Annotated in this window: 14 protein-coding genes; 5 read left to right on the forward strand and 9 right to left on the reverse strand. The window is 54.2% G+C overall.

The genetic code is table 11. The features are described from left to right. Positions 1 to 57 precede the first annotated feature (57 nt). From BN2762_RS08790 to BN2762_RS08805, 4 genes are all read left to right on the forward strand, one after another. Positions 58 to 2034, forward strand: coding sequence for an anaerobic ribonucleoside triphosphate reductase (locus BN2762_RS08790; RefSeq protein ID WP_055106652.1), 1977 nt, complete (start codon positions 58 to 60; stop codon positions 2032 to 2034). Continuing rightward, positions 2031 to 2549: an anaerobic ribonucleoside-triphosphate reductase activating protein gene (gene nrdG, locus BN2762_RS08795; protein WP_055106653.1), complete on the forward strand. Its 519-nt coding sequence runs from the start codon at positions 2031 to 2033 to the stop codon at positions 2547 to 2549. Before BN2762_RS08790 ends, nrdG begins: the two co-directional genes overlap by 4 nt. 197 nt (positions 2550 to 2746) lie before the next feature. Then, positions 2747 to 5080 carry a ribonucleoside-diphosphate reductase subunit alpha gene (locus tag BN2762_RS08800; RefSeq protein ID WP_055106654.1) on the forward strand — a complete coding sequence of 778 codons (2334 nt, stop codon included), beginning with the start codon at positions 2747 to 2749 and terminating at the stop codon, positions 5078 to 5080. 818 nt (positions 5081 to 5898) lie between these two features. Beyond that, on the forward strand, positions 5899 to 6930 hold the full coding sequence (locus tag BN2762_RS08805; RefSeq protein ID WP_055106655.1) for a ribonucleotide-diphosphate reductase subunit beta: 1032 nt from the start codon (positions 5899 to 5901) through the stop codon (positions 6928 to 6930). A gap of 141 nt (positions 6931 to 7071) precedes the next feature. Here the strand turns inward: BN2762_RS08805 and BN2762_RS08810 are convergent, their stop codons facing one another. The 9 genes from BN2762_RS08810 to BN2762_RS08845 form a co-directional block, all read right to left on the reverse strand. Then, positions 7072 to 7458, reverse strand: a complete 387-nt coding sequence (locus tag BN2762_RS08810; protein ID WP_055106656.1) for a YmaF family protein — start codon at positions 7456 to 7458, stop codon at positions 7072 to 7074. 945 nt (positions 7459 to 8403) lie between these two features. Next, positions 8404 to 9579, reverse strand: coding sequence for a DUF4272 domain-containing protein (locus tag BN2762_RS08815; protein WP_055106657.1), 1176 nt, complete (start codon positions 9577 to 9579; stop codon positions 8404 to 8406). 76 nt (positions 9580 to 9655) lie between these two features. Further along, positions 9656 to 10417: a class I SAM-dependent methyltransferase gene (locus BN2762_RS08820; protein ID WP_055106658.1), complete on the reverse strand. Its 762-nt coding sequence runs from the start codon at positions 10415 to 10417 to the stop codon at positions 9656 to 9658. A 255-nt stretch (positions 10418 to 10672) separates the two neighbouring features. Next, positions 10673 to 11428 (reverse strand): AAA family ATPase, encoded by a 756-nt coding sequence (locus BN2762_RS08825; RefSeq protein ID WP_055106659.1) that lies wholly within the window; start codon positions 11426 to 11428, stop codon positions 10673 to 10675. Between the two features lie 3 nt (positions 11429 to 11431). Then, positions 11432 to 13270, reverse strand: a complete 1839-nt coding sequence (locus tag BN2762_RS08830; RefSeq protein ID WP_055106660.1) for an ABC transporter ATP-binding protein — start codon at positions 13268 to 13270, stop codon at positions 11432 to 11434. Next, a complete protein-coding gene (locus BN2762_RS08835; RefSeq protein WP_055109863.1) occupies positions 13251 to 15149 on the reverse strand; it encodes an ABC transporter ATP-binding protein in 1899 nt (632 codons plus the stop codon). Before BN2762_RS08835 ends, BN2762_RS08830 begins: the two co-directional genes overlap by 20 nt. Before the next feature lie 303 nt (positions 15150 to 15452). After that, positions 15453 to 17126 (reverse strand): ABC transporter permease, encoded by a 1674-nt coding sequence (locus BN2762_RS28315; protein ID WP_392391571.1) that lies wholly within the window; start codon positions 17124 to 17126, stop codon positions 15453 to 15455. A gap of 216 nt (positions 17127 to 17342) precedes the next feature. Continuing rightward, a complete protein-coding gene (locus BN2762_RS28320) occupies positions 17343 to 18443 on the reverse strand; it encodes an ABC transporter permease (protein ID WP_392391572.1) in 1101 nt (366 codons plus the stop codon). A 13-nt stretch (positions 18444 to 18456) separates the two neighbouring features. Then, positions 18457 to 19158 (reverse strand): ABC transporter ATP-binding protein, encoded by a 702-nt coding sequence (locus tag BN2762_RS08845; protein WP_055106661.1) that lies wholly within the window; start codon positions 19156 to 19158, stop codon positions 18457 to 18459. Between the two features lie 522 nt (positions 19159 to 19680). Here BN2762_RS08845 and BN2762_RS08850 point away from each other — a divergent pair. Continuing rightward, positions 19681 to 20949, forward strand: coding sequence for a chitinase (locus BN2762_RS08850; protein ID WP_055106662.1), 1269 nt, complete (start codon positions 19681 to 19683; stop codon positions 20947 to 20949). Positions 20950 to 21206 lie beyond the last annotated feature (257 nt).

A 21206-nucleotide genomic window follows, 5' to 3' on the forward strand; every position in this document is an offset into this window, starting at 1 on the left:
GGGAAATGCCTTTTTATATGGTTGCAATGTGTAGTTTTTCGGGAGGGAAACTTTGTTATGGCGATAATGAACCCGGTATATTCTAGCCGCCAGGACATGCTGGAAGAAGTGATTACGTTAGGAGAAGAGATCGTTGCGAGCAGTAATCTTGAAGTACTGCGGGAGAACGCCAACTTGAACGGCGAAAGCTTCTCCGGCAAAATGAGCAAATTCGGCAGCGAGTACGCAAGATGGTACGCCAAGCACTTCGTCATGCCTAAGCCGCTCGTTCAGGCTATTCAAGACAATGTCGTCTACGTGCACGATCTGGATCAATATGCGATTGGAACGACGAACTGCATCTTTATTCCGTTCGACAAGCTGCTCCGCGAAGGCTTCAACACCGGCAACGGCAGCGTAAGGCCGCCGAACTCTATCATGACGGCGATGGCGCTTGTCGCGATCATTTTTCAATCCCAGCAAAATGCCCAATACGGCGGCGTGTCCGCCAACAAGCTGGACCACGATCTGGCGCCCTATGTGACCAAATCCTTCGTCAAATATTTCCGGAAGGGCCTGGACTACTTTGACGAAGGAGACAAGGACGCGAGCTACGGCTTGATCACGATGGATCGCGTAGATCTCCAAGCGCTGTATCCAAAAGCCTACAAATATGCGGTTAAAGAGACCGAAAGCGAGACGCTGCAGGCTGCGGAGAGTCTCATTCACAATCTCAATACGATGTCGAGCCGGGCCGGTGGACAAATTCCGTTCACAAGCATCAATTACGGCACATGCACTTCTATAGAAGGACAGCTCGTCATCCGCTCCCTGCTGGCGGCAACTATGCGCGGGCTTGGCAGTGGCGAAACGCCGGTGTTTCCGATTCAAATTTTCAAATGCAAGCAAGGCATCAATCAGCAGCCCGGTGAGCCTAATTACGAGCTGTTCCTAAAAGCAGCAGAGTGCTCAGCCAAACGCCTGTATCCGAATTTTGCCAATTTGGACGCCCCGCTTAACTTGATGTATTACGATCCGGCGGACCCGGATACCGAATTTGCCACGATGGGCTGCCGCACGCGGGTGCTTAGCGACCGCTTCGGCCGCAACCACCTGTCCGGCAAAGGCAATTTGTCCTTCAACACCCTGAACCTGGTCAAGCTCGGCCTAGAGCATGGCATTGCGCTAGGACAACGGCAAACCGCAGATGAGCAAGGCTTCTACCGCGAGCTGGAGCGTTACATGGATATCGCCTTGGACGGGCTCCTGCACCGTTTCCAGATTCAGTCGTCCCAGAAGGCCAAGGCTTCCGACTTCATGATGCGTGAAGGTGTATGGGAGGGCGGCGAGCATCTGAACCCCGAGGATACGGTGGGAGAGCTGCTCAAGCACGGCAGCCTGTCGATCGGCTTCATCGGGCTCGCAGAATGCATGAAAGCCATGTATGGTAAACATCACGGCGAAGATGCCGATGTATATAAGAAGGCCTATAATCTGATCGCCTTTATGCGCGATTATTGCGACCGCCAGAGCGAACGGCATAATCTGAACATCACCCTGTTCGCCACTCCGGCGGAAGGGTTGTCCGGGAAATTTACCAAGAGAGATCAGGCTGACTACGGGGAAATTCCAGGCGTCGTTGACCGGGAATATTACACGAACTCTTTTCACATCCCGGTGTACTATGACATCAGCGCCGCCAGAAAAATCGAGCTGGAGGCTCCATTCCACGGGCTGTGCAATGCGGGGGCGATCTCCTATATTGAGCTGAACGGCAATGCCCGCAGCAATCCGGCCGCGTTCCTGCGCATCATCCAGTACGCGCTGTCGCAGCAAGTGAGCTATTTCAGCATCAACCATCCGATCGACCGCTGCTCGGGCTGCGGCCATGAAGGAATCATCGGCGCGTCCTGCCCATCCTGCGGCGCCAGCGAGCAGGACGTCCATATCCGCCGCTTGCGGCGGGTGACCGGGTATCTGACCGGGGATTACCAGACCCGGTTCAATGCCGCCAAGCAAGCTGAGGTCCGCGACCGCCTGAAGCATTCGACATGAATATTTGCGGCTATTACCCGGAATCAATTAATGAAGGCGAAGGCCTGCGGGCAGCGCTCTTTATAAGCGGCTGCCGCCATTACTGCAAAGGCTGCTTCAGTCCGGCCACCTGGAATTTCCATTACGGCGAGCCGTTTACTCCCGAGCGGGAACAGGAAATCATTCGGGACATCGCCGGCAACCCGCTGCTTAGCGGAGTGTCGATTCTTGGCGGAGACCCTTTTTTCTCGGCAGCAGAGGTCAGCGCATTCCTCGATCGTTTGCGCGAGGCTGCGGGACCGCAATCCGTCTGGATCTACAGCGGGTATACGTACGAAGAGCTGATCCATGACGTTAGATCGCCCGAGTACGGGCTGCTGACCCGCTGTCAGGTGCTCGTGGACGGACGCTACGTCGACGAATTGCGGGATCCGTCCCTGCTCTACCGCGGCAGCTCGAACCAAAGGCTGATTGACATTCCGGCAAGCCTGTCGCAGCGCGGCGTCGTAGAATGGCGGCCAACTTTCTCTTTCTAGCCGAGTCTCTTTCTAGTATAATTATGATTTGTGTGCGTTTATGGCTGACACCGGCGCGAATGACGCGCCTCTTTTTTCGCGAGATACTTGCAATTTAAGAATTTAAGATTTGGACATCTGAGATTCAGCCAGATTGGAAGATTTAATATTTTGAAGAAGATCGAATATCCCATGTCAGGAAAGCGAGGAATATTTACATGCCTTCATTCGTAACGAAACCCAACAACCGCCAGCTTGCGTTCGACAATGACCGTCTCGGCATTTACGCCGACCGTATTCTGGAGGGATTACATACACTGAACAAGGAGCGTCTGCTGCGCGGCGTTACGGCCAAGCTGAGAGCCGACGTCGTCACCGGGGAGGAAATCAGCAGCGCCTTCACGATGTCCGCCCTGGAGCTCGTCACCAAGGAGGAGCCAGACTGGAAATTCGCGGCGGCGCGCGCCCTGCTGACATCCCTATATAAAAAAGCGGCCGTCAACCGCCGTTACAAAGCATATCCGGAAGAGCCTTACGGATCGTTCTACCATCTCATCACCGAGCTGTGCAAAGCGGGCATCTACCGCCAGGAGCTGCTTGATTGCTATACGAAGGAACAAATCGAGGAGCTGGGCGAGCTGATCGACCCGACCCGCGACCTGCTGTTCGATTATATCGGCCTGCTGACGCTCGCCGAGCGCTACCTCGCTACGGATTTCGAAGGACGCACGATGGAGCTGCCTCAGGAGCGCTATATGGTTATCGCCATGTATCTGATGCATCAGGAGCCCGCGGACAAGCGTATGGATTATGTAAAAGAAGCTTACTGGGCCATGAGCAACATTTATATGACCGCTGCGACGCCAACGATGTCCAATGCCGGTAAAAAAGTCGCCGGACAGCTTTCCAGCTGCTTCATCGATACTGTGGATGACTCGCTGGAAGGCATTTTCGATTCCAATACAGATGTGGCCCGCCTCAGCAAAATGGGCGGCGGCATCGGCGTATATCTCGGCAAGGTTCGCGCCCGCGGCTCGGACATCCGCGGCCACAAAAATACCAGCTCGGGCGTAATCCCATGGATTCGCCAGCTGAACAACACCGCCGTCAGCGTCGACCAGCTCGGCACGCGCAAAGGAGCCATCGCCGTATATCTCGACGTGTTCCACAAGGATATCCTTGCTTTCCTTGACCTGAAGCTGAACAACGGCGATGAGCGGATGCGCGCGCATGACGTATTCCACGGCGTCTGCCTCCCGGACCTGTTCATGGAAGCCGTCGAGGCTCGCGGCGAATGGAATCTGTTCTGCCCGCATGAAGTGAAGAAGACGATGGGCTGGAAGGACGAGAACGGCCGTCCTCTGGGTCTCGAGGATTTCTATGATAAAGAAGTAGGCAGCGGCGAGTTCCGCCAAAGATACGAGGAAGCGGTCAATCATCCGACACTGTCGAGAATTACAATGCCTGCGATCGATATCATGAAACGGATCATGAAATCACAGCTGGAGACAGGCACGCCGTACATGTTCTATAGAGACACCGTTAACCGCGCCAACCCGAACCGGGCGCACGGCATGATCTACTCTTCGAACCTGTGCACAGAAATCATGCAAAACCAGTCGCCAACCGTTGTAGAACAAGAGGAATTGGTAACGAAGGACGGGCAAACCCGTATCGTCGTTTCCAAAATCCCTGGCGATTTCGTCGTCTGCAACCTGAACTCGATCCACCTTGCCCGTGCCGTGCCAGCTGGCGTATTGGATCGTCTCGTACCGATCCAGACGCGGATGCTCGACAACGTCATCGACATCAACAATATTGAAGTGCTGCAGGCACAATACACGAACAGCCAATACCGGGCGATCGGACTCGGCACCTTCGGGCTGCATCATTTGCTGGCTCTGGAAGGCATCCGCTGGGAGTCCGAGGAAGCCGTTAAATATAACGACGATCTCTATGAAAAGATTAACTACCTGCTCATTAAATCCAGCATGGAGCTGGCTATGGAGAAGGGCCGCTATCCGAAGTTCGCCGGCTCGGATTGGGAGAACGGCAACTACTTCACGTACCGGAATTATACCGACGGCACTCGTGAAGGCAAGTTCGTAACGACCGAGCAGTGGCGCGAGCTGGCGGAGGAAGTCAGCAAGAACGGCGTGCGCAACGCCTGGATGTTCGCCATTGCGCCGAACGGCTCCACCTCGATCATCGCCGGCTCTACCGCGAGCATCGATCCGCTGTACGAGCTGCTCTCCTACGAGGAGAAGACAACGTACAAAATCGCCAACCCGGCGCCGGATCTGTCCGAGAAGACGATCTGGTACTACAAAACGGCCTTCCTGATTGACCAGCACTGGTCGATCGATATGGCCGGAGCGCGCCAGCGTCACGTCGACCAAGCGCAAAGCTTCAACCTGTACGTGCGCCCGGACATCAAGGCGACGGAATTCCTGGATCTGCATCTGCATGCCTGGAAGGCTGGCCTGAAATCGACTTACTACGTGCGCAGCCGCGCGCTGACGATTGAAGAATGTGAGAGCTGCGCCAGTTAATTGATCCCAACCAGGGTCCCAACCCACCCAAACCCTCCCTTGTCGTAAGGGAGGGCCCCCGAGGGCCCGCTGCCCTCGGGACTCCCGCAAAGGGGAGTAACGTTGGAGTTGGAGAGGCGCTCCTGCTCGCTGTTCCCTTCGGGAATGCGCTATGGGCTGGTGGGTGGAACGCTTTTCCCCCTTCGGGTACGTCTTACTTTAGGCGCACCCGGGCAACCTGGAAACACGCTGCAGAGGACTTCTGCTTTCGGCACACCCGAGGTAGTTCGTGCAACTGAGCCGCTTGCCGCCCTGACGGGCCCGCTCTACGGTGGTGCTCCTGCATGGGAGCGGACTGCTGCTATGGGCGGTTCGTTGTGAGGCTTCGTGCTGGGCGGCGCTGTCCCCTGCGGGGATTCGCTTGGGATCGTGCAGAACCTGTCGGGGATGCTTCGGGGAATTGCTTGTGAGCTAGTCCTTCGAGGAGTTTGAGCGGACTGCTGCTACGGCGGTTCGTTGTGAGGCTCGTGCTAGGCGGCGCTGTCCCCTGCGGGATTCGCTTGGGATCGTGCAGAACCTGTCGGGGATGCTTCGGGGAATTGCTTGTGAGCTAGTCCTTCGAGGGGTTCGAGTGCACTGCTGCTACGGGCGGTTCGTTGTGAGGCTCGTGCTAGGCGGCGCTGTCCCCTGCGGGGATTCGCTTGGGATGTGCAGAACCTGTCGGGGATGCTTCGGGGAATTTCTAGCTGGCTTATCTTAGACTTAAAGACTATTCGTAAATTTGGGAGCTAATGATATACCTTTTTATATAACATCAAATCTTTGAGGAGATGAGATCATTGCAACTGCAAACGATTTTTAATACGGAGGCACCGAACAAATCAACTCGCATCATTAACGGGGAGTGCTCCGGTATCCTGAACTGGAACGACATCCGCATGCCGCATATGTACAAGCTGTACAAAGTACTGCTGCTCAACCACTGGATTGCGGACGAGATTCCAATGAGCAAGGATGCGCAGCAATTTCCGCTACTGGATCCCGAGGAGCAGCGCACGTTCAAGATCAATATTTCGCTGCTGGCGGTTCTGGATTCGATGCAGACTATGTTCGTGGGAGACGTAAAACGTTATTTTACCGACTCTTCGCTAGAAGCGATTTCCGCCATAATTGCTCAGCAGGAGGTCGTGCATAATCAATCGTACTCCTATGTGCTGTCCTCAATCGTATCGGAGCAGGAGCAAAAAGAGATTTTTGAATATTGGAAACATGATCCCGTTCTGCTGGACCGGAACAAGTTCATCTCCGAAATCTACCAGAACTTCCGTAATGAGCAAACGCCGCAGACTTTCTTTGAGGCGCTGGTAGCGGATCTCATTCTGGAGGGGATTTTCTTCTACAGCACGTTCGCCTTCTTCTACAATCTGGCGCGCGACCAGAAAATGATGGGCACAAGCCAAATGATTTCCTACATCCAGCGTGACGAGAATCAGCACTGCTACTTCTTCGCTGAGGTGTTCAAGCAGCTGCTGCTCGATTATCCGGAGCTGAATACGAAGGAAAACATCGATTACGTATACCGCACGATCGACCGGGCGGTGGAGCTGGAGACGAACTGGGCGCACTATACGCTCAAGGAAGTTCGCGGCATCGACTTGAACGAACTGTCCGATTACATCAAGTACATCGCCAATAAGCGCCTGGGCCTGATGGGACTCGAGAAAGCATACCAAGGCGTGGACGTAAACTGCATGCCATGGATCAAGCCATTCTCCGACGAAGCGCTGAACGCAACGAAGACGGATTTTTTCGAAGCCAAATCCCGCAACTACGGCAAGGTTGGCGACGATAACGGATTCGACGATTTGTAAAATAAATTTGTAAAATAATAAAGCACCCTACGAACCAACATTGGCGCTTCCCCTACAAGGGAATTCCAATAGAGATTCGCTGGGGTGCTTTTTGCTTGCAGGTCAGGTCGAATTCTTCCCAACCACACTATCTCAGCTCATTCAGGCCTCCTCGTTGCCCGTATTCCCGCTGTAGTGATGCCGATGCGGCGTGCTTCCGTCTACCGTCGTGTACCCTTCAAAGTAATGGTAGTGTCCGCCCCCGGGCAATGCGATCGCCGGACCTGTCGTTCCTCTGATCTTATGGGTGTGACCAGCGTTAAAGGAAGTCTCCGCATAGTAGGTATGAACGTGCTGAACCCCGCTTGGAGCCGGCTCCGTTCTGCCCGCATAATAATGGCTATGGCCGACATCATAGGAGGTATTCCCCGAAAAAGGATGCACATGCACAGGCCTCCCATTCCACGAGGTAATGTACAGCTTATGCGAGTGCTCAGAATCGGAACCATCCTCCCGATGGACAATAAAGCCAGTCACAGGTATCTCCAATTACAACTCCCCTTATAATTGTGATATTGAATTGTATGCTGGGGAGCTCTGGAGAGTTCGATGGCCTAAAGCGGTTAATTTTCTCATATCAACGAGATATGATAACAGCAGAAGATTTATACAAACCATAGGGCTTGCTCTTCCCTAATACTAATTTGTGTTATTCCACAGACACTGGGCAATTGTGTTTCTCCACAGACACTAGGCAAGCAACTTGTACCCGTATACATTTTCTTCGCCTTCGAGAAGCACAAGTAACCAATCATTGATCATTGAAAAGCGAAATGTATTTTATACAGCTAGTTAAGCTCTTTTTCTAAAAAATACATACGCTAAATGCAAAACATACAGTTAGTTTGCCTGAATGGAGCGAATTCGCCGAAATAGCTTAAAACTAAATGTAGGTTTTACAGTTGGTTCCCTCTATCACAACCAAAACCGATGAACTAGCTGTATGAAATACATCTAGTTACCTGATCCAGTTTATCTGGATACCGCCATTACAGTCATAGTCTGTGCCCCGGCCTTATGGGTACTATCAGTACAGTCATAGTCTGTACCCTGGCCTTCTGGATACTATCAGTCCAGCCATAAGTCTACATCCCGGCCTTCTGGGTACTATCAGTACAGTCATAAATCCGTATCAATTTCGGCAGCCTAGGCAACCTGAGCAGTCTGGGTTAGCTCCGCGTTCCGGCCATACAGTCAAAAATCAGAAGTTTAATTTACTGCAGAGATAGACCCCAGTTCAATTAAGGGGCCGTGTAGAAAATACATCAATTAAAGACAGCTCCGTACTTTAGCAAGCAAAAATCCTGCACTTTTGCAGCTTTCCTCTTCTATCAACAATTAGCAAAGACAAATATTTCCGTCATCCGCTCGATCTCATCGCCGAAGAACCTTTCTTCAATCAACAAACAGCGATGACAAGCCAGCTCCCTAACCCTATGTGTCCATGCGAACATGATCCCATGATTCGTCTCCGCAGCCAATCAGCCAGAACAACGCCCGGCGCCGCTCCATGACAATGCTCTCGCTCATCCCGGCTGGCGCGCTCTCTCCATTGATTCTGCTGTTCACGCAGGCCCAATGCAGACGATAGATCCGATCCGCCTCATCTAAAATCTCTTCCGGACGGCGCAGCGAGGTTTTGCTCATGAACTCCTCGAAGGTATCGCAGCTGGACACCGCCTGAATTGCAAAATCACAGTCACAGACCTGATCTGGAAAATCGAGCGACTCGACCAATCCCAAAGCCCAGATCAGCGCCCAATAGGCCTCGTATTGCCAGGAGATATTCACCGCATCCTGATGCTCAGGCTCCTCCTGTTGGAGCAGCTCCACTTCATTTTCCGTCAGGGCATCCGTTACCCCATATTTGTCCAGCATACCAATCACGAACTGCCCGGATCGCTCCAGATCCTCATCCTGCAGGACATCACAGGCATACTGGATTACAAGCAGCAGAGCAACCGCTCTACGGGCGATTTCCTCCGGGGACCTAAAGCGCAGATCCGCTAATGGCGGCAGCTGGGGCAGCCCTTCATTCCAGGAGATATTCCTCTCCCGCAAATAAGCGATCGTTGATTGCTTCCGCTGCTCGCCCTCGGCTGAGACTCGTTCCTCGCCTCTAATTTTGCGCGTGCAAGCCCTGGGGCTGAACTCGGCATTCCCAGACCTTCCGTCAGGATGCACAATGACGCGCCCGTCGCGATCGGCCAGCGTCCCGTCCGGGAAGAAGCCGATGCCATCCACGCTGCGAAGAAGCCCCTGGAACAATGTCAAATATGCTTCGTCGTAATCCTTCTCCGTCTCGATCGCCAGCATCGTGTTGATCACGGAAATCTGCGTAAGCACAAGCCGCTTCAACTGCTCGTCCTCAAACGGAATGCGATCATAGAATCCCATCATGCCTGGAACATTGTTCGCAAAATAATCCGGATCGGTATCCTCAGAGGCTACCCTAATGACTATCTTGTTGTTGTTGAACCACTTCCGCGGCCGAATTACATACTCGCCGGGACCTCCGTCTATTTTGTAGCCGTCTGTAAATACCTCCGCAATTAAGCCCGGAACATCTCCGGTATCGTTCCTTGAAGCAAATATCGTAAAATGCCGCACGATAAACCCACGCCTCCTTAAAAAACGGGGCTGTAATAGCCCCGTTAATAGCCACTTTATAAAATATCCATATGATCTATATCGATTTACGAGCCATGATGAAAAAGCGATGCTCCCGGCTCTCCACACAGCCGTCCTGCTCCAGCTTCTTCTGCAGCTCACACAGCTTCTCAAAGCACCGGTCCACAGAAAACCCGGCAAACTCCCACTCAATCACCCTTGCAAAATACACCAGCGCCCCGATATCCATAAACCGGAGACGTGGAAAGCACTCCTGCCGCTCTAAAACCGTAAATCCAGCCAGCATTAACTCGCGAACCGCTTCCTCTAGGCCCAACCCCGAATCCGTGGTCATCCCCTCTTCTCCAACCAGCCAACGGGACAGATCACGATTGTTCTGGCCGCCTACCTGCTGGGTAATGAACCAGCCGCCCGGCTTCATGACTCTAACTAGCTCCTGAACTGAATAGGCTTCATGACGATTGATCACTAAATCGAAGAAACCATCGTCAAAAGGCAGGCTCGCATCATCGAACACCTGTCTGACCTCAATGCCGTAATCGGGCAAAACAGCCCGACAGAGCTCGTAATTCGGCGGATAGGCCTCCGTCGCATACGTCCTCCCTCTTGGAGGCTGGAGCGACCGGAGAAACTCCCCTCCCCCGGTCCCCATATCAAGCATCACGCGCTCTTCGCTCATCTGGGCAAGCACTGCCGCCCTGTAGTCCCAGGGCAGCTCATCCTCCGCGGTTCGCCCGGCCAAAGACGAGAAATCCCAGCCCTGAAAGCCCCTCACTTCTTCCTTTTTCCATACCTCTCTTAATCTCTCACGATCCATTTGGCATCCCTCTCTCATAAATTTCACTAGGAATTTAATACTTCAATCTAGCCTAAACCACAGAGAGATGCAGCTGCCGGATAACAATAATAAGCCCTTTAGCCCGGTACAAACGGTTATCCGTTACATTGCAGCTGCACCGGGCAGATACCGTATTTCCTCACCATCCACAAAATCATCGACTACTCACCCCATAAACTTTTTATGTATTGAATTAAATAAGATGCCGCTGGAAGAAAGAGCCGTCTCAGTTCCTCACTCCAGCAGTTCCCTCAGCATACGTTCCCGGCCATTCATAAATTCCTTCATAATGATGAAATGATCCGTCTCCTCCAGCGTCGTCTCGTGAATCCCCTCCGGGGTCAGCTGGTAGATCACGCTGTCTGGGTAGGCCATGATAATCGGCGAATGCGTCGAAATAATCAACTGCGAATATTCGTTCACGAGCTCATGAATCCGCGACAGCATCGCCATTTGGCGGTACGGGGACAAGGCGGCCTCCGGCTCGTCCATAATATACAGGCCCCTCCCGCCGAAGCGGTTCATGAACGCCGCGAAGAATGATTCGCCGTGCGACATCATGTGCAGCGGCCGGCCGCCGTAAGAGCCGACTACAGAAGGCCCCCCTTCTCCCTCATCCAGCCGGCCGATCTCCGTGGCCAGATTATAGTAGCTCTCCGCCCGGAAGAAGAAGCCGTCCCTCGGCTTGCGCACGCCTCTCACCAGACGAATATATTCATGCAGCTCGGAATGCGTCTCGGCGGTCGAGAAGTTGAAGTTCAGCGTCCCGCCCTCCGGGTTGAAGCCAAGGGCGACCGCGATCGCCTCCAGCAGCGTCGATTTGCCCATGCCGTTCTCGCCGACGATATAGGTCACCCTAGGATGAAAATCGAGCTGCTCCAGATCAGCGACCGCCGGCAGATGAAAGGGGTACTCCCGGAAGGACGGCACCTCCTCCCGCCGCAGCGCGATGCTCCGCAAATAAGCATCCATTTTCGTTAAGCCGCTCATGAGCTACACATCCTCTCCCTGCAAAGTCCCGTGATACAGCCCGCTGTAGAAGCCCTCCTGCCGCAGCAGCTCCTCATGCGAGCCCTGCTCAATCAGGCGGCCCTCCTTCAGCACGAGGATTTTATCCGCCTGACGGATCGTATTAAGCCGGTGCGCGATGACGAAGCTTGTTCTGCCCTTCATCAGCCGCTGCAGGCCCTCTTGGATCTTGAGCTCGGTCACCGTGTCTATGCTGCTGGTCGCTTCGTCCAGCACGAGAATCGACGGATTGGCAAGGATCGCCCGTGCGATTGCCAGCAGCTGCCGCTGCCCCTGACTGATGCCGCTGCCGTCGGCATCGAGCATTTTATCGTAGCCATCCTGCAGACGCATAATGAAGGAATGCGCATTCGCCAGGCGCGACGCCTCCTCTACCTCCTCATCGGTCGCATCGAGCCGCCCGAAGCGGATATTTTCCCGGATCGTCCCTTTAAACAAGAAGGAATCCTGCAGCACGAACGCCATATGCGAGCGCAGGCTCTCCCGCCGAATCGTCGTAATATCCCGACCATCCACCGTAATCGTCCCTTTAGAGGGATTGTAAAAACGGGACAGCAGCTGGATCAGCGTCGTTTTTCCCGCTCCCGTAGGGCCCACCAAGGCGATCATCTCCCCCGGCTTCGCCTCAAAGCTGATCCCCTCCAGCGTATCGCCGCCCTCTTCATAGGAGAACGATACGTCCGAGAACCGGACAGCGCCCTCCACCTGCTGCAGCGTGACCGCTGCTCCCTCGTCCCTCTCCTCGACCTCTTCGTCCATCACCTCGAACACCCGCTCCGCCCCGGCAATCGCCGACAGCAGCGTGTTCCACTGGTTCGCCAAATCATTCAGCGGCCGGGTAAACTGCCGCGAATATTCCACGAAGACGATGATCACACCTACTGTAATCGCGCCGCGGATCGCCAGAATCCCGCCCACCCCGGCGACCAGCGCAAAACCCAGGTTATTCAGCGCGTTCATCAGCTTCGGTATGAAGCCCGAAATCGTCTGCGCCCAGAATCCCGACTGCCGGATCGCATCGTTCCGCTCCCTGAATTCACGCATCACCCGCTCCTCCTGCGAGAAAGCCTTGATGATCCGCTGGCCGGACAGCGTCTCCTCGATATAACCGTTCAGCTCGCCCAGATTCTTCTGGCGCTCCTTATAGAGCGGGCCCGTCCGCCGGGTAATCCAGCGCATCCCGAGCATCATCAGCGGCACGATCATGAACGTCAGCAGCGTCAGCAGCGGGCTGAGGTACAGCATGACCGCCAGCGTCCCGATCAGCGTCAGCACACTGGAGAAAATCTGAATCGCCGAGCTGTTCAGCGTCGAGCTGACATTGTCGATATCGTTCGTCAACCGGCTCATAATCTCGCCCTGCTGCCTGGTTCCGAAGAACGGAATGGGCAGCCGGTGAAGCTGGCGGAACAGATCGATCCGCATGCGGTACACCGTCTCCTGGGCGATCTCGATCATCCAAATATTTTGCAGCCAGGAGCTGAGCGAGTAGCCTATATACACCACACCTAATCCTGTTAAAAATAACACCCACGGCGCTCCCCCGCCCCCTGCGAGGAAATCATCCACAGCAACGCCGATCAAATACGGTCCCAGCAGCGATAGCCCCGAGCTGGCCACGACCATTAGCAGGACGAGCGTCAGCTTCGCCTTGCGTTTGGCCAAATACTGCCAAATACGGCCCAGCGTGCCCGACCAGTTCTTGGCCTTGACCTTCGGCTTCCGCCCGGAGGCGGAGCCTGAGCTATTAAGATCCAGCTTCGGATAAGGATGCCGGAACGGTTCAACGAAGGTTTTGAACATGCTGCGCCTCCTCCCCATACTGAGACTCGTAAATCCGCCGATACAACGTAGATTCTGCCATTAATTCCTCATGGCTGCCCTGGGCAATGAGACGCCCTTCGTCGAGCAGGAGAATGAGGTCGGCCGACGTGGTGGAGCTGATTTTTTGCGTAATTAGAAAAGTAGTGCAGGATAACTGTGTCAGCTCCTCCAGCAAAGCGGCCTCCGTCCGGACATCCAGCGCGCTCGTGCTGTCGTCCAGAATGAGGATTGCCGGCCTCCGCACGAGCGCCCGGGCGATCGACAGCCGCTGCTTCTGGCCCCCGGACAAGTTCACGCCGCGCTGCCCGAGCATCGTGTCGTAGCCATGGGGCAGCCGCTTGATCGTCTCGTGAATCTGCGCCTGCTTGGCCGCCTTCACGATTTGCTCCATGCCCGCATCCTCGCGCCCCCAGGCGATATTATCCCGTACCGAGCCCGAGAACAGCATGACCTCCTGCGGAACATAACCGATCGCCCCGCGCAGCCGTTCCGGCTCGATATGACGGATATCGCGGCCATCGATGCGAATGATTCCGCCTGTTGCTTCATGCAATCGGGGAATGAGCTGAACGAGCGAGGACTTACCCGATCCAGTCGCTCCCATAATCGCTACCCGCTGTTTTGGCTTGACCTCAAAAGAGATCTCCTGCAGCACCCGAATATCGCTGGCCGGGTAGCTAAAGCTCACCCCGTCAAACTGCACCCCACCCTGGATCGGAAGGGGAGTCTGATCAGCCGCATCAGCCTGCTGGGCGGGACTCTGTACCCCACGAGCTTCACGAACTTCATGGGCTTCACGGATTTGACGGGCATCACGCGCTTCATGGGCTTCATGGACTTCATGGACTTCACGGACTTCACTGGCATTTCCAGCCTTGTCCACTATCACAGCTTCGGTTCCCGCCGCACCTTCTTCCTTCTCCGTGCGGAGCACCTCGACCACCCGCTGGCCGGAAGCAGCCGCCCGCGAATAAGAGCTGATGATCCAGGATAGTGCGGACAGCGCGCCAATCGTTCGCAGCGAGTAGTTCAGCACCGCGACCACTTCCCCCGTCGTGGCTTGTCCTGATGCAATATCCAAACGGCCGAACCACAGGATCGCGATAATGCCGCCGTTCATCATCAGCAGCATGAGCGGCATCGTCGTCTCCGTCAGCCGCAGGGCGGAGACGGTGCCCTGCATCAGCTCGCGGCTCCGCTGCTCGAACCGCTTCATTTCATGACCGACGCGAACGAACACGCGGATCAGCCGCATGCCGGTCAGATTCTCCTGAATGACCCCGTTCACCGTATCCATTCGCTGCTGTACGGTTCGAAAGAGAAGGGATGTTTTTTTCATCATCCACATAATGAAGACCGCCAGCACTGGCGCTGTTACCGTCAGCAGCAGGCCCAGCTTCACATTGACGACCAGAGCCATAATGACGCTCCCCGTTACGACCAGCGGGACGCGCGTCGCAAAGCGCAGACTCATGAACACCATTTCCTGCAGCTGCGTAATATCCCCGGTCAATCGCGTAATGAGCGACGATGTCGAGAATCGGCTGAACACCGCATACGTAAAGGACTGAACCTGGTCATACAGCTTGTCGCGCAGATCATATCCAAACCCCTGGCTGGCATGGGACGCAAAGAAGGAGCTGGCCAATCCCGCCGCAAATGCAAGGAGCGCGCTCACGACGAGCACGCCTCCCCACAGCCAGACGACGGACAGATCCTGCTTGCTGATCCCGTCATCGATAATGCGGGAGATGAGCAGGGGCTGGATCAGCTCCACGAACAGCTCGATCAACATCATGCAAATTGCCGACATGGCGGCAACCCGGTATTTTTTAATAAAGGATAAAATTGTAGCCATCTGCCTTACCTCCGGATCCATCCCGCCTGGCTTCTTACTCTAGCTTGTCATTCCTGCTGCGCTCGCCCAATTTGTCAGTCTGTCGTTTATTTAAGCACTAATTTACGAGGTTCTCATCGTTTATGTTTATATCGTTTATATCAGTTACGTTGGTTACGCTAATTGCTGGTATATCGTTTATATCGGTTGCGCTAGTTACGTTGGTTACGTTGGGACGTTGGTTATGAGCTAAGTTGGTTATGTTAGCTAAGTTGGTTAAGCGCGCCGTTACGTTGATTACGTTGATTACACCGTTTAAGACGTCTATTCGACTGACTTCAAAGCCTCGATCATATCGATATGCTTCAGCTTGTAATGCATGAACAGCATGACGATGCCCGAGAACAGCAAGGTCAGAACCGAAGCATACCCGTAGCTCAGCCATTTGATCACAGGACTGAACATCATAATATCGATCTCCGCCGTCCGAAGCACAAAGCTGTGAAGCCAAATGCCAAGAAAGTTTCCGACCACAATGCCGAGGAAGCTGAGGATCAGATTCTCGCGGTAAATATACATCGTTACTTCCTTGTCGTAAAAGCCGAGCACCTTAATGGTCGACAGTTCGCGCACCCGCTCGGACACGTTGATGTTCGTCAAATTATACAGCACGACAAAAGCCAGGGCCGCTGCGGAAATAATGAGCACAACCACGACGACATCCATGCTTTGGAGCGTGTCCGTAAAAGCTTCCCCCACGCTGCTCGAGAACTTCACAAGAGCTACGCGATCCAGAGCCGTCAGCTCCTCCCCGAAACGGTCCTCCCAAGCCTGGCTCGTATCGTTCGACAAAACCAGCTGTGTGTTATATTCCGGATCTTTGCCAAAAACTCCTTCATAATACGACGGAGTCATATAAACGAAGTGCATCGCATAGTTCTCCGTGATTCCGGCCACCTGGACCTCGAAGGGCTCATTCTCCTTGTTCTGCAGCGTCAAAGCATCACCCGGCTGCAGGCCGTAGAGCTTCGCCAGCTTCTCCGTCACGATGGCACCTTCGTCGTTCAGTTCCTCCGGCTCTCCCGTTCTCCGATCCTTGAGCACGACGAAGCGGTCAAAATCCTCCGTCAGCTCGGGAACGAACACGGTTACGTCCTGGTTATTGACCCCTTCAGCCGCAGCGGTCATCGTATCCTGGGCCACATTCCGCGTTCCAACAATTTCAGGCGTCGCTGCCAGGAGGGCTTCATATTCCTCCTTCTCCTGCACAGCGTCCGCGCTATCCTCTTTAAAAGCGATCATCGCGTCGTACTTCATAATCTCGCTATACTGCAATGCGGCGACATCCCCGATGGAGTCCTTCATGCCGAAGCCCGCCAGAATAAGCGCCGTACAGCCGGCCACCCCGAAGACGGTCATGAACATCCGCTGCTTGTAGCGGAACAGGTTCCGCGCCGTCACCTTGCCGATAAAGCCGAGCTTCCGCCAAACAAACGTCAGCCGCTCCAGCAGAATCCGCTGCCCGCTCTTCGGCGCCTTCGGACGCATCAGCACGGATGCATGGCTGCGGAGCTCCACCCGGGTAGCGATCACCGCCGTCATCGTCGTACAGAGCAAGGCCACAATCACGGATTGCAGACTGTAGCTAGGATAGAAGCTGATCCGCAAATCCGGCAAATTATACAAAGCCCCGTAGGCATTATAGATAATCGTCGGGAACAGCGTAAACCCGATCGCCAGCCCGGCAGCCGAGGCTGCAAGGCTGGCCAGCGTACCGTACACGAGAAATTTCGCCATAATATCGGTATTCCGGTAGCCGAGCGCTTTGAGCGTCCCGATCTGCAGACGCTGCTCCTCCACCATCCGGGTCATCGTCGTCAGGCTGACCAATGCGGCAATCAGGAAAAAGAACACCGGAAAAGCAGTCGCGATCGCATTTAACCGGTCCGCATTGTCGCTGTATTCCGCATAGCCCGGATTGCTGCTGCGATCCAGCACGTAATACTTCGGCAGCTTCAGCTCATCAATCTGCTTCTGCCCGTCGGCCAGCTTTCTCTCGGCATCCGCGATGTCCCGCTCCGCCTTGGCCTTCTCCGTCTCATATTCGGCCAGCCCCTTATCGTATTCGGCCTGGCCTTTCTCCAGTTCGCGCTTCGCCTTCGCCAGCTGGGCTTCGCCCTCCTGCCGGCTCTCGGCCAGCTTCGCCCCTGTCTCTTATACACCTCTAGATGTGTATAAGAGACAGGTCTTCCCCAGCTTCGCCTGGCCGGCCTTGAGCTGGGCCTCGCCCTCGCTCAGCTCGGCGCGGTTCTTCGCCAGCTCGCCCTTGCCGGCGGCCAGCTCCTTCGCCGCCTTGTCGAGCTCGGCCTGCCCCTTCGCCAGCTCGCGCTCCAGCTTGGCCGCGCCCTCCTCGTAGCTCCTGCGCCCCTCGTCCAGCTTCGCTTTCGCATCCGCGAGCTTCGTCTCGGCATCGGCCAGCTTGGCCTTGCCTTCCTCGATTTGGCGCTCGGCGTCATCGAGCTTCGCCTGGCCCTCGGCGCGCACCTCCTCGAGGCGCAGCTCCGGGCGGGCGGCTAACGCCTGCTCCAGAGCGGCTTTGAGCTGCTCCACCCGCTCATCGTATTCCGGCGTATAGGCTGTCATTCCCGAGGTGTCCTTCAAGCCGATGTAAGCTTCGGTAAATACCTCTAGGCTGAAGTCCTCCTCCGGAATAACGACAAAAGCATCCGCCGTCCCTTTGCCGATCCGGCTGGTGCCGCGGCCGCCCTTCTCGATATACTGCGGACTCTTCACCAGGCCGACGACCGTATAACTGGTGCGGTGGAACGAATCCTCCAGGCTGACATCCGGGTTCGGATTGGTGAATGTGACCGTGTCTCCCAGCCCGAACGCCTTCATTATGCTGTGATGGGCGTCGATAGCAATTTCCCCCGGCGCCTCCGGCAGCCGCCCGGCAACGACCTCATAGCCGTTCAATGCATGGTCTTTGGAATTAGAGAATACTTTGGCAATCAGTCCGCTGTCCCCGAGAAATACATCCCCGCTATATCCCGGCTGGACGACGCTTACTCCAGGCTGGTTCCGCAGAATTTCAAGATCTTCCTCCGTCAATCCGTAGGTTGACTGGACTTTAAGATCCATCAGCCGCAGCCTTTTGAAATAATGGTCGGCCGTATCCAGCATATCCGGCCCGGTGGCCTTAATGCCCGCAAAAAAGCCGACCCCCAACATGATAATGGCAAAAATCGATAAAAATCTCGCCTTCGTCTGCCAGATTTCGCGAAAAATATCACGCCATAACGCTTTTTTTCTCAATGTCATTTACCCCTTACCACTCGATCTCATCCACCGATACCGGATTCGGATTCAACGTGACGCGGCGAACCTTGGCATTGTTAATCTCAATTACCCGGTCGGCCATCGGCGCAATCGCCGAATTGTGGGTAATGACGATTACGGTCGTTCCCGTACTGCGGCAGGTATCCTGCAGCAGCTTCAGCACCTGGCGCCCGGTGTTGTAGTCCAGAGCTCCTGTAGGCTCGTCGCACAACAGCAGCTTCGGCTGCTTGGCCAGCGCACGGGCGATCGCCACCCGCTGCTGCTCCCCGCCGGAGAGCTGGGCCGGAAAATTGTTCAGGCGTTCGCCCAGCCCCACATCCCGCAGCACCTGCTCGGCATCGAGCGCCCGGGGCGATATTTGCGACGCCAGCTCTACATTTTCCTTAGCCGTCAAATTCGGCACTAAATTATAGAACTGGAACACAAACCCGACATCATGACGGCGATAGCCCGTCAGCTCCTTGCTGGTGTACTTGGCAATGTCCTTTCCATCGACGAGCACCTCGCCTTCATCCGCCGTATCCATCCCGCCGAGGATATTGAGCACCGTGGATTTCCCTGCCCCGCTTGGCCCCACGATTATAGCGAACTCACCCTTCTCGATCTCAAAAGTGATCCCGTCATTGGCGACGATCGTCGTCTCGCCCATTTGATAGCGCTTATATTCATTTCTGATCGTTACGAATGCCATCCTCCGTACCACCTTTTATCATGATGCGAACCCCTGCATTTTTCCTATTCTGCTCGCGCTTTATTCCCTTTGTACTTAGTGTATCACAACAAAAATGGCAAGCAAAAAAACTCAGGCAACCGATGTGAATATATATATTAAGCTCCTGTAAAAATATAATTCCACATCTAAAGAAGGCATAGGCTCCCCCTCCCTCAAGCACAAACAAAAGGGACGCTCTTTCCGTTCCCCATGTATTTATCGATTACCCTACGGAAAAATAAATCTAACTTTTTTCCCATCTGATCGCTCCACCGCCTAGGCTTCGGCGCACAGATCAAAGTGAACAAATTTCAAGCTTCGACTTTCTTTTCTAGCCTTCAACAATCCTCTCCCCGCTAATAGTCCTATTACCCCCTTATTCTAGGAACATTGTGTATCTTGCTTTTGGCAGGGGGTGGGCATCCCTTCCTATATACAAAAAAAAAGGCAAGTTGCTACGATGTAAGCGTTGTCATAAAAATTCATAAAAGGAGAATGTCTATGCCCATGACTAAGTTCCCTCTGTCCTTCAAATGGTTGCGGCACAGCCTCTGTCTCACCCTAGGTGCCGCCCTCCTTGCCGCCCCCCTCTCTGTTTTCGCTGCAGAAACAACGGTACAAAATACCCGCACTGGTTTTACCTCTCATACTGGTTCACACTCACAGTCCCATGCTGCTGCCTATCCCAAGTTTACAGGAAGCCCTCTTGCCGTCGGCGAGCATCGCCTCTTGAGCCGCCAGGATCTCGTTCGGGAATGGGATGATGTCGACCCGGATTACTTGCCCGAAAAAGCGAGGGAGGCCGTAAAGGCACTTCTCCCGGAAAAAGATTTCGAGGAACTATTCCCTTACCGTCTCGGCTCTGAGGAATGGTTTAAGGTCGCTCAAGGCAAAGAGTATTACAAAGCGGACCAAAGTGATTATTTTTCCTACGATCATCTGATGGATGCCGTGACTGAAGTTTCAAACTTGAAAATAAAAATCGGCACCCGGGTGGGTACAGCTTCTCAAGAGATACATAGGCTAGATAAAGAAGCCAAGGTAGAAACGCTCGTTCTCCGATCCGCCGATTTTAATTCGGATGAGAACAGCCGCAAGCCCATCGAAACCGTGATCATTGATTTCGGTGCTTTTTTGAAGGAAGGATTCAAGAAAGACCGCAAGCGCGAGCTTGCAGCTTTCCTCGCCAACCTGTCTCATGAAACCGGCGGCGGGTGGACCGGCGCCCCAGGAGGAGAGCTGCGCTGGGGACTGTTCTGGAATGAGAACATTGCTGGCCGAACCGGCGCAAACATGGATGCGTTCGTTGACCCCGACAATGCCGCCTTGTTCCCGGGAACACCGAAAAAGCGCTATTATGGGAGAGGACCCATCATGCTTAGCTGGAATTTCAACTATGGGCTGTTCAGTTCTATCATTTACGGGGACAAAAGCGTTCTCCTAGATCACCCCGAACAAGTAGCGGAAGACGGGAAGCTTGGCTATATGACTGCAATCTTGTTCTGGATGACCCCGCAGAATCCTAAGCCTTCCGCTCATGACGTTATGGTCGGAAGATGGAAGCCAAATGCTGAAGAAAAGTTAAAGGGCCTTGAGAAGCCTGGATTCGGGGTAACGATCATAGTTTTGAATGGCCTTGAAGCCAATCTAGGCGAGACCGAGGGCAGTCCGGTGCTGCGCCGCGCGGGCCATTACCGCGAAATTACGCAGCGGATGGGCGTCGATATCTCTGACGAAAAAATTGACACCTTAAATATGAAGCCCTTTTAGGGTTGGAGATATGGTATGAAAAAGGGGACAAGGAAGATGGGCAGCACCATCTCCTTGTCCTCTTCCTTTTACATTCACCTGAGTTCAGATCCCCTTCCTTTTCCCCTTGCACTATCTCCTTCTCATGAAAGGTTTCCGAATTCCTACGGAGAACAACATTTTATCAAACCAATAATATTTCTGAATAAGTAAACAAATTTATTCCAAAACAGAGCATATCGTGTTCAAATCCTATAAATTCAATACTAAAAAGTGCA

Source organism: Paenibacillus ihumii (assembly GCF_001403875.1).
Taxonomy (GTDB): domain Bacteria; phylum Bacillota; class Bacilli; order Paenibacillales; family Paenibacillaceae; genus Fontibacillus; species Fontibacillus ihumii.

What these genes read in the sequence shown, in the direction of transcription:
- nrdG (WP_055106653.1), top strand. Translation starts at nt 2,031, where the DNA reads ATGAATATTTGCGGCTATTACCCGGAATCAATTAATGAAGGCGAAGGC.
- BN2762_RS08790 (WP_055106652.1), top strand. Translation starts at nt 58, where the DNA reads ATGGCGATAATGAACCCGGTATATTCTAGCCGCCAGGACATGCTGGAA.
- BN2762_RS08850 (WP_055106662.1), top strand. Translation starts at nt 19,681, where the DNA reads ATGCCCATGACTAAGTTCCCTCTGTCCTTCAAATGGTTGCGGCACAGC.
- BN2762_RS08800 (WP_055106654.1), top strand. Translation starts at nt 2,747, where the DNA reads ATGCCTTCATTCGTAACGAAACCCAACAACCGCCAGCTTGCGTTCGAC.
- BN2762_RS08845 (WP_055106661.1), bottom strand. Translation starts at nt 19,158, where the DNA reads ATGGCATTCGTAACGATCAGAAATGAATATAAGCGCTATCAAATGGGC.
- BN2762_RS08825 (WP_055106659.1), bottom strand. Translation starts at nt 11,428, where the DNA reads ATGAGCGGCTTAACGAAAATGGATGCTTATTTGCGGAGCATCGCGCTG.
- BN2762_RS08820 (WP_055106658.1), bottom strand. Translation starts at nt 10,417, where the DNA reads ATGGATCGTGAGAGATTAAGAGAGGTATGGAAAAAGGAAGAAGTGAGG.
- BN2762_RS08830 (WP_055106660.1), bottom strand. Translation starts at nt 13,270, where the DNA reads ATGTTCAAAACCTTCGTTGAACCGTTCCGGCATCCTTATCCGAAGCTG.
- BN2762_RS08835 (WP_055109863.1), bottom strand. Translation starts at nt 15,149, where the DNA reads ATGGCTACAATTTTATCCTTTATTAAAAAATACCGGGTTGCCGCCATG.